The sequence below is a fragment of the Cloacibacterium caeni genome, from assembly GCF_907163125.1.
GTDB classification, from domain to species: Bacteria; Bacteroidota; Bacteroidia; order Flavobacteriales; family Weeksellaceae; genus Cloacibacterium; species Cloacibacterium caeni_B.
The window spans coordinates 2,716,159-2,729,407 of record NZ_OU015319.1 but is presented as its reverse complement, the minus strand read 5'-3'; the positions used below and the strand labels follow the sequence as shown (position 1 = coordinate 2,729,407).

Sequence of the window (13,249 nt, the reverse complement as noted above, 5' to 3'; positions counted from 1 at the left end):
CGCTTTGGTTTATTTTTTTTACTTGGTTGTTATATTGTATTTCAAAGATCTCTTTTTCTTTCGCGCCTCAGAAAACTTTTCTGTCATCTTGCATTTCTGATTTGCGAGTGCAAAAGTATTAATTATTTTTTAATCAACAAAACTTTTTTTGATATTTTTTTTCAAGACCCTCAGTCGCACTATTTCTTACTTTAGCTTAACTTAACGTATCTCTCTCAAAAAAACTTTACTCTTCTGCGCTCCCTCATTTAAGGGACTGCAAAGGTAATGCTTTTTTCTAAACTTCCAAATATTTTCTTAAAATATTTTTACGTTCTTGTTTCGTATCTTTCTACTTAATTAGCTCCTGCGCTTTCCCGTTGTTTCGGATTGCAAAAGTACGAAGTTTTACAAAATCCCCAAATTTATTTACATGTTTTTTATGTCATAAATCACAACTTACTGAATACTAATAGGAAAAATTTACTTCTACCTTATGTTTAATTCGGAATATCAATTTGCAATCTCCATTTAGCCCCGATTGAAACGGAAATCCTTTTTTAGCGAGAGGCCTTGACGAGCCAAAAAGATTGCAGTGGAAAGCGGGAAATAGCTCCTAAATTTTATCATAAATCGTTAAAAGAAACTCTGCAAAGGATTTTTCGAGGGCTATAATGTCTCCTGTTTTATAATTTATACCTGGAGAAACTTGTGAATTGGCCGAGATTTTCTTCCCTGAAATCTGGAAATATTGTTCGGGCTGGTTATTTTTTGCCTGAAGTTTTATTCTAGAGCCTAAAAATTTACCCACTGAAATATCTGTAATCTCTTGTTGAGTTAAATCTAACTGAAGAAAACTTCTCTGTGGCAACTTTATTTTTTTATTATTAATCCTTACTTCTATTTCTTTTTCTGGATTAATGAGGTAGACTGTATTTTCTTTTTGAGGAATGGTTTGTTTTTCCTTATAATATATATATAGTATATAGTGATGTGGATTAAAAGTAGAATTGCCTTCTATATTTTCGGCGGGCTTCATAAAATAGGAATTGCCACCGATGGATTTTGCTTTTTTATAAATTTCTGAAAAAACAGCAGCATCATCGTTAGAAAATCCTGAAACTTCTATTTTTCCTAAATATTGAGCATCTGTTTTGGGTTCTTCCTTGAGAGCATACAGAAATTTATCATTATTGGCATGAATTTCTTTGGCTTCAGTAAGAAATATATTCTGTGAGAAACAAAAACTACTATATAATACTATATATATGTATAAGATTTTTTTCATTTTAATTATTTTGTAATATTTGAACACAGTCTTCTATACTTTCTTCCCAAGGTTTTAATGGGACTGCATAGGTTTTAGAAATTTTCCCTAAATCTAGAACGCTATTTTTCGGTCTTTTTGCTGGTGTAGGATATTGTGAAGTTTCAATGGCGTTTAATTTAATCTTAGCTTCTGAAAGTTCTGCAATTTTTTCCGCAAAATCAAACCAAGAAATCCTTCCCAAATTAGAAAAATTAAAAATCCCAGGGGTAATTTTTTCTGATTTTATAATTTTCATAATCGCTTCTGCTAAATCATTGGCATTGGTTGGTTGACCAAATTGGTCTGCTACAATATTTAATTCTTCCTTAGTAGCGAAAAGACTCAGCATGGTTTTTACAAAATTTTTGCCAAATTCTGAATACACCCATGATGTTCTGAGAATAACCGAACATGGATTTACTTCTAAAGCCAATTCGTCTCCTGCTAATTTAGATGCACCATAAACTCCCAAAGGATTAGTAAAGTCTTCTTCGGTGTAAGCTAAATTATTTTCGCCATCAAAAACATAGTCTGTAGAAACGTGAATAAACTGCGCATTATTTTCTGCACATGCTTCTGCCAAGTTTTCTGTTCCATCTGCATTCACCAAAAAAGCTTTTTCTATATCTGTCTCTGCTAAATCTACCGCAGTGTAAGCCGCAGCATTAATACAAAAATCAGGAGCATTTTGCCAAAAGAAATCGTTTACTTCTTCTTTATTGGTAATATCTAGTGTTTCTGAATCTGTAAAAATAAATTCGAACTCTTCAAATTGAGAAGAAATTTTCTGAAGACATTGTCCTAATTGTCCGTTTGCTCCAGTAACTAAAATTTTTTTCATTATAAAATAATTTCAGGAAGTTCTAAAAAAGAAATAGCGTTTAAATCTTTTTCGGAGATTAATTGTTGCTCTGCTGTAATTCTCCAGTCAATATTTACGGTTTTATCTAATGGATGAATGCCGCATTCTGACTCTTTATTATAAAAATCATCACACTTGTATCCAACTAATGCTGTTTCTGAAAGTACAGAATACCCATGCAAAAAACCTTTTGGCACAAATAATTGCCATCTGTTTTCTTCGGTGAGTTCTACAGCAAAAGACTGACCAAAAGTGGGAGAGTTTTTTCTTACATCTACTGCAACATCTAAAATTCTACCTTGTACGCAATACACCAATTTTGCTTGCGCATAAGGTGGAAGTTGCATGTGTAAACCTCTGATTGCTCCGTAATGTGAAAACGCAAGGTTATCTTGAATAAAATCTACTTCTTTGCCAGAAAGTTTTTGGAAAATATTTTTATTATAATTTTCGAAAAAATAACCGCGATTATCGTTCCAGATTTTCGGTTTTAAAATAAAACAATCTAAAAGAGGTGTGTTTTCTAGTTCCATCTTATCCTTTATTTAAAATTCTAAAATATTGAACTCTGTCTTTGAACTCTTGATGAGGAATTTCTACCAAATATTGAGAAAAAAGCTCTTTAGTTTCTGGAGGTAATGCTTCAGATTTTCTGGTTTTCATATTGAAATAAATAACCGTAATCCAAAGTACTGCAAAGACTTCTTTTTCGTTTTCGTCTTTCATCAGAATTTCTACTTTAGAAACCCTGTCAGACATTTCGATGGTTTTACTGCTGATTATAACTTTGGTATTTGCTTTTACTTCTTTCAAATAGGCAATTTCATTTTGAACTGCTACCCAAGTACAACCTGTTCTTCTGAAATAATCTTCGTAAGTAAAGCCGTAAAATTCTTCTACATGATCTTCTCTAGCGTTGAGCATGTACTCCAAATATTTTACATTATTAAGATGACCAATTGGGTCGCAATCGCTGAATCTAATTTTTACAACACTCGAAACTTCTTTTTCCATTTTCATAATTTAAGATTAATGTTCTTTATTTTTTTATAAAGAATGATGGTACAAAAATAAATAAAAAAACCACCTTATGGTAAGGTGGTTTTATAATATTTAGGATATAAATTAGATTCCTAATTCTTTTTTTACAGCAGCGGTAGCATCTGGACCAGCTTTGTAGATTAATCCATTAGTTGCAGAATCAAAGATAAAATCCCAACCGTTTGCTTTAGCAGCTCTGGTAATAGCATCGTTTAATCTTTTTTCGATTGGTGCATAAGCTGCGTCTTGTCTGTCTAATAAATCTTTTTGAGCAGTCTGAGACATTTGCTGAAGATTTTGTTGAGTTTTTCCCAATTCAGCTTCTTTAGCTTCTCTTTGCTGAGGAGTTAATTTAGCTCCTTCTTGTTGATATTTCTGAACATCTGCTTGGAAAGCAGTCGCTAGTTTTTCTAATTCTGCTTGTTTAGCAGTAGAGAAAGCTTTTAATTGTTCGTCAGCCTTTATTTTTTCTGGCATCATGTTAAGAATAGCTGCCACATCTACTGTAGCTATCTTCTGAGCCTTTGCAACTCCGAACGACATAAACATCATCACTGCTGCAAATAATACGCTTAATTTTTTCATGTTTTTCTAAAAATTTAAATTGTTTATTATTTTACTATTTTTTATTTTTTGCCTTAGCGTCTTTACTTTTTGTATCTTCTTTAGAAGGACCTTTAAGCAATTGGTCTAAAACTTTGTCGGTGTAATCATATCTTTTATCAAGAAAAATAACACTCATATTACTACTTTTATCAAGAACTATGCCCAAACTATTTTTTTCTGTAACTGTTTTGATGGCATTCCAAATTTGGTCTTGAAAAGGTTTTGCTAAATTGGCTCTAAATTTATTAATTTCTCCTTCTCCGCTGAATTTTTCTGCAATAAATTTTTTAATTTTTTTATCGAGATTTTTCACTTCTGCCTCTCGTTGTTTTAATTGCTCTCCTACTAAAAGTACTTTTTCATTTTCAAAAGCGGCTTTTTTTGCATCATATTCTGCTTGTAGGGTTTGCAATTCTGTTTCCCAAGCTTTGATTTGTTCTTCTAGTCTCGCTTGTGCTTCTGTATACTGTGGCATTTTACTCAATATATAATTGGTATCTACCACTCCTATTTTTTGTGCAAATGTAACAGAATTAGCAGTTAAAAAAATTAAAAATATTAAAAAAACTTTTAAATTTTTCATATTAATGATGATTGTGTGTTATAATGACTGGTTCATCAAGAAGTGAGTCTGCCATCCTGAAGGTTCTGAGCCACCAATAGTTTTATCAAATCCATAAGCGAAATCAAATCCTATTAAACCAAATGCACCCATGTAAACTCTAATCCCCACTCCTACTGATCTTTTTAACTGAAACGGATTAAATGAAGAATAATTGTTCCAAGTGTTTCCTGCTTCAGCAAAAGTTAATGCAAAAATCTTTGCAGTTTGATTCATAGAAATAGGATATCTTAATTCTGCTGCATATCTGCTGTAGATTGTTCCACCACCAATTGTTGTAATATCTGTAGCCGAACCACCTTCTGTAGAAGCATTTTCGTAACCTCTTAACGGAACCAATTCTCTACCATCAAATCTACCACCAAATAAACCTGTACCTCCTACATAGAATCTTTCGAAAGGTGGAGCTCCTAAATCTTTATTATATCCGTCTAAGAATCCCATTTCTGCGGTACTTCTTAGAACTAACTTGCCAATTACTTCGTTATAAGCATCTGCTTTAAACTTAATTTTATAGAATTCCATCCATCTGTATTTCTCTTGTGGAGTCATAGATGTATAATCTTTATTTTGGAACAATGAATAAGGTGGCGTAAATTTAATTGTAGCTTCAATATTAGAACCTGTAGTTGGGAAAATTGGGTCATACCCTGCAGAATTTCTACTTAGACCAACATTGAAACTAAAGTTATTAGCATTACCATTACTCACAGTAGTAGAACCAAACTGGAATGGATAATTCTTGAAATTATAACTCTGGAATGAAATCCCTGTATATAGAGAAAAATAGTTATCCGGCCAATTTAAAAGTCTATTCAAACCTGCACTTGCAGAGAAGATATTTAATTTCTGACTAGCTCCAGTATAATCTTTATAATTAACCATAGATTGGTTAAGACTTACTGATAGCGCTGTAGGTCTGTTCCCAAATAACCAAGGTTCTGTAAATGACAAACTGTAGTTTTTGAAATACTGACCCGCTTGCGCTTGTACAGAAAGCATCTGTCCGTCTCCTTGTGGAACTGGTTTGAAATCTTTAAGTTTCAAGAAATTTCTTAATGAAAAATTATTGAAAGTTAACCCTAAAGTTCCGATAAATGAGTTACCACCGTAACCAGCTTGTAACTGAACCTGTGATGAACCTTTTTCTACTAAAGTCCAATGAACATCTACGGTATTATCTTGTTGATTTGGTTGGATATCTTGACCAATTTGTTGTGGGTCAAAGAATTGCATCCCTGCTAAATCAAAATAAGTTCTTTTGATATCTAATTTAGAGAATAAATTCCCTGGTTTTGTTCTTAGTGAACGTAGAATTACGTGGTCATGAGTAGTAGTGTTACCAGACCAAGTTACTCTATTCCAAGTTGCTTTTTCGCCTTCTTTAATTCTAATTTCTATATCGATAGAATCTCCTCTTACTGCTTTTTCTACGGGAACAACAGTAGAGAATAAATATCCATTATTTAAATAGAGTGATTTGATATCTGTATCATCTTCTTTACCGCCATCTTCTCCTACTTTTTTGTTAAAACCTACTGCGTCATAGATTTCTCCTTTTCTGTAGCCTAATAATTTTTGCAAAACTTCTGTAGAATAAGAAGTATTTCCAATGAAATTGACATCACCGATGTAATATTTCTTTCCTTCGTTTAGTTTTACATTGATATTAAATCCTTTATCATTTCTCCAAACAGAGTCAGAAACAATTCTAGCATCTCTGAATCCTAAAGAGTTATAATAACTGATAAGATTTATCTTGTCTTCTTCGTATTTATCTTTAATGAATTTTGATGGTTTTAGAATTCCTTTGATACCAAATCTTTTCTGTTTTGTTTCTTTGAAACCTTTTTTTCTAAGTTTCGCATCAGAAACTTGGTCATTTCCTTCGAATTCTATTTTTGCAATTTTAACTTTTTTTCCTTTAGCTACTTCTATCGTCCAGTCTACAAGGTTAGGGTCATTTGCATTAATTTTATCTTGAATGGTGATTTTAGCATCAGCGAAACCTTTCTTCACATATTCTTGAGGAATTTTATTTTTAAGTGACGAAATTAAGTCATTGGTAATTTTAGTTCCAGGTTTTAGGTTATTATCTTTAATGAGTTTTTCATTTTTAGATTTTCCTACACCTTTTCCTACGAATTTCACTTCACCTAATTCCATAAGGTCTTGTAAGTAGAATTTAAGAACTACGCTTTGTCCTTCTACATCTTCTACATAAACTTCTACTTCTGAGAATGATTCAGTTTCCCAAAGTTTTTTAACAGCGCTGCTGATTTTTTGTCCAGGAATATCTACTACTTCTCCTTTGCTAAGTCCTGTAAATCTCAAAATTTGAGCAGGAGTGTATTTTTTCACACCATCTACTACAATGTCTTTTAAGATATAAGAAGAAGGCTGATTTTGAGTAGCGGCAGTTTCTTGGTTAGGAGTTACCTGCGCCGAAAGGTCTACAGACGCAAAAAATAAAAAAATTGGGATTAAAATATATCTCATTGGTTATAATATTCTATAAAAAATTAATTAGTGATTTGTTCACTGGTTTTACCAAACCTTCTTTCTTTGTTTTGATAGTTTATGATACATTGGTAAAGATGTTCTTCTTGAAAATCTGGCCAAAATATATCTAAAAATTGTAATTCTGCGTAAGCAATTTGCCAAAGTAAGAAATTACTGATTCTCACTTCTCCGCTGGTTCTGATTAATAAATCTACTGGAGGTAAATCTTTAGTATAAAGATGATTTTCAAATAGTGTTTCGTCTATATCTTCTGTAGAAATTTTTCCTTCTTTTACTTCTTGGGCAATTTCTTTTACTGCGTTTAGAATTTCTCTTTGTGAGCCATAGCTTAATGCTAAAACCAAATTACTTTTAGTATTATTTTTAGTAAGATCTACTACATTGAGCAATTGTTCTTTTACCAAGTAAGGCAGTTTTTCTATTTCTCCAATTACATGTAATCTAATTCCTTTAGAGAAAAGTTCTTCGGCTTCTTCTAGTAAAGTTTCAGAAAGCAAACTCATTAAAGTGTTTACTTCATCAGAAGGGCGATTCCAATTTTCAGTAGAAAAAGTGTATAGCGTAAGATACTCTATTCCTACCTTATCACATGCAGAAATTGCATTTCTTACAGAAGTAACGCCACTTTTATGGCCAAAGGTTCTTTCTTCTCCTCTAGATTTCGCCCATCTTCCATTTCCATCCATGATTATTGCGACATGTTTTGGAAGACTATCTTTATCTATTTTTTCTAATATATCCTGCATCATTATTTACTTATTGACAATAACATGGTGGCCTTCCGAAAGAATAAGAAAGCCCCAGAGAAAGAGAATTCATCCAGTCTTTAGAATTAAGATTTCCTAAATTGAATTCATCACTGTAATCTAGTGTATCTGTATTAGTAGCTCGGAACATGAGTTCTGTAAAAAGCGACCAATTATAATCAAACTTATATTTAAAACCAAGACCAAAAGGAATTGCAAAAGCGAATTTATTACCATCTAATCTTGTATTAAAAACCAAACCTGATATCCCTCCGAAAATATAAGGGCTAATCATACTTTTTTGTTCTTCATTAACAGGAAAAAAATTATAATCAAAAATGGCTGAAGCTTCATAAACAGAATTAGAACCTTTAGCTCTTCTACTTAATCTGTATAATTCTTGAGCATATCTATCATCAAAAGAAATACGATTATAGGCTAATCTAAATCTTACAGATTGATAAGGGTTAAAATTCATTCTATACATAATAGCACCATAAAAAGGAAGTTTATCCTTTGTAAAGCTATTTCCATCTGGTAATGGATTAATATATTTGGTCTTGCCAATATCTCCAGTGAGATTACTTGTTCCTAACTGTATACCTATCTCATGTCTTTGAGCATACGCTAAAAAACTAAAAAAGAATAGAATAATGATTACTAATGTTTTTCTCTTCATGGTGCTGTTTGCTATTGTACAACTTCAGCGGTATTATAATCTGCAAATATAACATATTTTTACATTAAGAATTATCTTAATGTTTAGTTAAATATCACCACTTAAAGTATAAATTTTATTTAAATATTTTTTATTTAAACCGAAATACGTTTTAAATATTGTTTATCCTCTTGAAAACTCTGTTTAACAATACAGTTTTTTTTATTCTTTCAAAAAAACTATTTCATCAATCTCTCACTCAAAACTCCATTCTTTGCCAAATCATACTCATACTGTGAACAAGGAACACATTTTTGAATATTTTCATCACTTCCGAAATACCACAATCCCGTGAAACTGTCTCTTTTGAAAGCAAATTCCTGATCATCTATCAACACCCAAAAAGTATCGTAATGACGTTCTTTCGGATGCGTTTTTTGAATATCTATTCCTTCCAACAAATACCAAAGCATTTGTGCCAACAATTGATGATTCAAGATATTTTCTGCATCTGCATTAAAGTTGAAAATTCCCGCCATTTTAAGGTTTTCGCCTAAACCAATTTCTTTCATCACCGCACAAATTTCCCTTCTGTTCAAGCCATTAATTTGAGGATTTACCGAAAAAGGTTCTGCAAAACTTTCCACCGCATCACAATTCAGCGTAACCAAATCAGCTCTTCGGAAAAAAGGCTCTATTCGGTCGGTATTTCCCATCATTTCGGCCAATCTTATCACATCAAACTCTACACTTTTCATGAGTTTCACCGCATCGATTTCGTTCAAATGCTTCTGATAACCAAGATGATGATAATCTTTAAGACTCAATAATTTAGAATTGAAAATTTTCTGTAAAAAGTTTTGTTCAGAAATTTCATCGCCTTCATTGGAAAGGTCAATTTTATTATTAATCTGAGTGTATCTGATGTTTTTTTGATGAAAATTAAGCGCATGAATCATTGCAATAGACAAATCATTTCCGCCACCTACCACAATCGGAACCGTATTTTTATACAAACACGAAGAAAGAATTTCCTGCAAAATATAGTGCGTATCTTCAAGAGATTTCCCGGAAATAAGGTCTCCCAAATCACAAATCGAGATTTCAAAATCAAATTTCGAAAGTTTGTAAAATTCTTCTCTTACCGTATCAAAATTTTTGGCAACCGCATTTCCTTTTCCGCCTCTATAATCGCTACAAAAAACCAACAAAATCCCATTTTCTGGAATTTCATTCGTAATCACACTTCCTAATTGCCACGGTTGAGTTTCTATTTTTTTTGGTGAGATGATAATGTCTTCTATGTTCATTTTTTGAGTTTACTGTTTTCTGATTCGGTTCTTTTAAAAACCTTTACTACAAACTTACAAAATAAGTTCTGCTAAAAGAAAAACTTATACTTTTTTTTCAATTTTAAATCTGCGGGAAGTAATTTTAAGTTTTGGCTAAAGCCAAATAGTTTCTCCACAAAAAAAGCGGACTAAAGTCCGCTCCTATTGATTTTATAATCTTTTGAAAATTATTTCTTCTTCGTTGCAGGTTTTTTAGCAACTGTTTTCTTTGCCGCAGGTTTTTTCTTTTCAGCAAAAGCTGTTTTATCCTGATCAGTAATCCATTTTTTTACTTCATCCAAAGAAACAGTTTGCAATTCTTCTGCTTCATACTTGCTTCCGTCTTCTTTTTTAGGAATTTTGAACATTCCTTTGCCAAATTTGATGAAAGGTCCCCATCTTCCGTTTTCAATAGAAATTTTTTCTTTTTCCCATTGCTGAATATAACGATTCGCTTCTTTCTCTAATTTGGCAGAAATAAGTTCTTCAATATCTCCTTGAGAAAGATTGTCAAAATCATATTTCTTAGGAACATTTACATATAAATCTTTGTATTTTACAAATGGTCCAAATCTTCCTGTTCCTTTCGTCACAGGTTCACCTTTATAAGTGGCAATTGGCGCATCTGCTTCTATTTTTTCTTTGATAAAATTTTCTGCAACCTCTTGAGTTACCGAAAAAGGATCTGTTCCTCTTCCAATAGAAATAAAAGCATCTCCCCATTTTACATAAGGCCCGAATCTTCCTACGCCAACAGAAACTGGTTTTCCTTGGAATTCATTTAAATCAAAAGGAATTTTAAATAATTCTAGCGCTTCTTCAAAACTGATAGTATTGATATTCTGCGTTGGCAAAAGTGAAGCGTAAGTTGGTTTCTCTTCATCATCATTTTCCCCAATTTGAATCATCGCACCATATCTTCCCATTCTAGCGTAAACATTTTTGCCAGATTTAGAATCTACACCTAATAATCTTTCGCCAGTAGCTCTGTCTGCATGTTCTTCTACATCTTCAATTTTCGGGTGGAAATTATCATAGAAATGTTTCAGTGTTTCTTTCCATTTTTCTGAACCATTGGCAATATCATCAAAATCTTGTTCTACTTTTGCAGTAAAACCATAATCTAAAATTTCATTGAAATTATTGATTAAGAATTCATTCACCACTTCGCCAATATCTGTAGGAACGAATTTATTTTTATCTCCACCGAATTTCTCCGTCAAAACTTCTTTTTTCAGTCCAGATTTTCCTAGAGAAAGTTTTACAATTTCTCTTTCCTGTGGAAGAATTTCTCTTTTATCTACATATCCTCTATTCTGAATCGTCTGAATCGTTGGTGCATAAGTAGAAGGTCTACCAATTCCCAATTCTTCTAATTTTCTTACCAAAGCAGCTTCCGTATATCTTGCTGCTGGTTTAGTAAATTTTTCGGTAGCTGTAATTTTTTTATAGCTTAAAACTTCGCCTACATTTACTTTTGGCAATAGTTTTTCGTTGTTTTCCTCATCATCTTCTTCAGTTTTCGAAATTCCATACACTTTTAGGAAACCATCGAAAACAATTACTTCACCTTGCGCTTCGAAATGACTTGGCAAAGCAGAATTCCCGATTTCAATTACGGTTTTTTCAATTTTTGCATTTGCCATCTGAGAAGCTAGAGTTCTCTTATAAATGAGTTGATATAATTTATTGAGTTGTGCATCACCAATGGTTTTCACCCCAAAATCAGTCGGACGAATTGCTTCGTGCGCTTCTTGAGCAGATGCAGATTTCGTAGTGTAATTTCTTGGCGAAGAATATTCTGCCCCAAATTCTTTTTCTATGAAATCTTTAGCAGCACTAATCGCATCTTGAGATAGATTTACGGAGTCTGTTCTCATATAAGTAATGTACCCTTCTTCGTAGAGACGCTGTGCAATTCTCATGGTAGAAGTTACATTATACCCTAATCTATTAGACGCTTCCTGCTGCAATGTAGAAGTAGTAAAAGGTGCAGAAGCAGAACGTGTTCCTGGCTTTTTCTCTACATTTAAAACTTTGAATTCAGTATTTTGAGATTTTTCTAAAAATGCTTCCGCTTCTTTTTCTTGAGCAAAATCTTTTTTCAGTTTTGCAGCAATTTCTTGCTTTTCGGCATTTAAGAAAGTTCCTTCCACTTTATAAGTAGAAGTCGGTTTGAAATTTCTAATTTCTTGTTCTCTTTCTACTACCAATCTTACTGCAACAGATTGTACTCTACCTGCCGAAAGTCCTGTTTTCACTTTTTTCCAAAGTACTGGCGACATTTCAAAACCTACAATTCTGTCTAAAACTCTTCTTGCTTGTTGAGCATTTACGAGATTCTGGTCAATTTTTCTAGGATTTTCAATCGCTTTTAGGATTGCGTTTTTGGTAATTTCGTGGAAAACAATACGCTTAGTATTTTCTTCTTTGAGTTTTAATTCTTGTGCTAAATGCCAAGCAATAGCTTCTCCTTCACGGTCTTCATCGGAAGCCAACCAAACGATTTCCGCTTTTTTCACCGCTGCTTTCAGTTCAGTTACCAATTTCTTTTTATCCGCAGAAACTTCGTAATCTGGCGTGAAGGTTTTAAGGTCTATTCCCATTCCTTTTTTGGGTAAATCTCGGATATGACCGAAGCTAGATTTCACTTCGAAATCCTTTCCAAGATACTTCTGAATGGTCTTCGCTTTTGCTGGTGACTCTACGATGACTAGATTTTTTGACATGCACAAAATTTTTGCAAAAGTAGAAACTTTTTTTTAAACAATCGTTTTTAGCAATTTTCTTACGTTTATCTTTTCTTCAAATAAAGTATTTTATCTTCGTTTCATTCATTTTTTCTATAATAAGAAGTTGGTTTTTCTTGGCATTTAATTTGATGAAATTCTGACAATGATTTGTTTTTGCAATACTAAAATATGGAAACCTCAACATCTACTTTTACAAAAATTCAAAAAAATGAATTGCTGTTGTCCTTTTAAAAACCAAAAGAGGACAGATTAGGTTATATATTTTTTAAAAAACACACATGTTATCATATATCACTGAGTCCTCGAAATGAGGACTTTTTTTATTTAATTTTTTAAAAATTTTTTATTTATGCCCACAGAAAACAAAATCAGAATAACCGCATTTTTAGTATTTATCTTAACCATTTTATACATCACAACTCATTCCGTTTGGATTCCTCTTTTTCTATTAATAGATTTTGCTTTGAGAGGTTCTGGATACGGAAAATGGAGTGTTTTAGGATTTTTAGCTGAGAAAATAGTTTCGATTTTTAATTTAGAACAAAAACCCATTTATTTTCCACCAAAACAATTTGCTGCACAAGTCGGATTTATTTTTTCATTTACATTATTGGTTTTTAATCTTCTCGAAATCAACAGTCTTATTGTAAGCGGAATTTTGCTGATTTGCGCAGGTCTGGAAGCGTTTTTCAATTTCTGTGTAGGGTGTTATGTGTACAATGCTTATTATCACATCAAAAATAAATAGCATTTATTTAACATTTTCAAAAGGTACAACTGCACTAAATTCTACTATTTTTGTAGGATCCAAATCTTATT

The 13,249-nt window shown here is 32.4% G+C and carries 12 protein-coding genes; 1 reads left to right on the top strand and 11 read right to left on the bottom strand.

The window, feature by feature from the left end:
* Positions 1-595: 595 nt before the first annotated feature.
* The 11 genes from KKQ79_RS12710 to topA all read right to left on the bottom strand — a co-directional run bounded on the left by KKQ79_RS12710 (position 596) and on the right by topA (position 12,406).
* Positions 596-1,267: a hypothetical protein gene (locus tag KKQ79_RS12710; RefSeq protein ID WP_213190452.1), complete on the bottom strand. Its 672-nt coding sequence runs from the start codon at positions 1,265-1,267 to the stop codon at positions 596-598.
* Position 1,268: 1 nt separating this feature from the next.
* A complete protein-coding gene (gene rfbD / locus KKQ79_RS12705; RefSeq protein ID WP_213190451.1) occupies positions 1,269-2,129 on the bottom strand; it encodes a dTDP-4-dehydrorhamnose reductase in 861 nt (286 codons plus the stop codon).
* The gene (gene rfbC / locus KKQ79_RS12700; protein ID WP_213190450.1) at positions 2,129-2,683 is read right to left on the bottom strand and encodes a dTDP-4-dehydrorhamnose 3,5-epimerase; all 555 of its coding nucleotides are present in this window, start codon (positions 2,681-2,683) and stop codon (positions 2,129-2,131) included. Before rfbC ends, rfbD begins: the two co-directional genes overlap by 1 nt.
* A 1-nt stretch (position 2,684) precedes the next feature.
* A complete protein-coding gene (locus tag KKQ79_RS12695; RefSeq protein WP_213190745.1) occupies positions 2,685-3,164 on the bottom strand; it encodes an acyl-CoA thioesterase in 480 nt (159 codons plus the stop codon).
* 111 nt (positions 3,165-3,275) lie between these two features.
* Positions 3,276-3,776: an OmpH/Skp family outer membrane protein gene (locus KKQ79_RS12690; protein ID WP_213190449.1), complete on the bottom strand. Its 501-nt coding sequence runs from the start codon at positions 3,774-3,776 to the stop codon at positions 3,276-3,278.
* Between the two features lie 34 nt (positions 3,777-3,810).
* On the bottom strand, positions 3,811-4,380 hold the full coding sequence (locus KKQ79_RS12685) for an OmpH/Skp family outer membrane protein (protein ID WP_069800204.1): 570 nt from the start codon (positions 4,378-4,380) through the stop codon (positions 3,811-3,813).
* A gap of 18 nt (positions 4,381-4,398) precedes the next feature.
* Positions 4,399-6,918, bottom strand: coding sequence for a BamA/OMP85 family outer membrane protein (locus tag KKQ79_RS12680; RefSeq protein ID WP_213190448.1), 2,520 nt, complete (start codon positions 6,916-6,918; stop codon positions 4,399-4,401).
* 23 nt (positions 6,919-6,941) lie between these two features.
* Positions 6,942-7,688, bottom strand: a complete 747-nt coding sequence (gene uppS, locus KKQ79_RS12675) for an undecaprenyl pyrophosphate synthase (RefSeq protein WP_213190744.1) — start codon at positions 7,686-7,688, stop codon at positions 6,942-6,944.
* A 10-nt stretch (positions 7,689-7,698) separates the two neighbouring features.
* On the bottom strand, positions 7,699-8,367 hold the full coding sequence (gene porG / locus KKQ79_RS12670; protein ID WP_213190447.1) for a type IX secretion system protein PorG: 669 nt from the start codon (positions 8,365-8,367) through the stop codon (positions 7,699-7,701).
* A 218-nt stretch (positions 8,368-8,585) separates the two neighbouring features.
* The gene (locus KKQ79_RS12665; RefSeq protein ID WP_213190446.1) at positions 8,586-9,656 is read right to left on the bottom strand and encodes a formimidoylglutamase; all 1,071 of its coding nucleotides are present in this window, start codon (positions 9,654-9,656) and stop codon (positions 8,586-8,588) included.
* Between the two features lie 209 nt (positions 9,657-9,865).
* The gene (topA, locus tag KKQ79_RS12660) at positions 9,866-12,406 is read right to left on the bottom strand and encodes a type I DNA topoisomerase (protein WP_213190445.1); all 2,541 of its coding nucleotides are present in this window, start codon (positions 12,404-12,406) and stop codon (positions 9,866-9,868) included.
* A gap of 373 nt (positions 12,407-12,779) precedes the next feature.
* Here topA and KKQ79_RS12655 point away from each other — a divergent pair, with 373 nt between their 5' ends.
* Positions 12,780-13,178: a DUF4395 domain-containing protein gene (locus tag KKQ79_RS12655; RefSeq protein ID WP_213190444.1), complete on the top strand. Its 399-nt coding sequence runs from the start codon at positions 12,780-12,782 to the stop codon at positions 13,176-13,178.
* Positions 13,179-13,249: the final 71 nt, after the last annotated feature.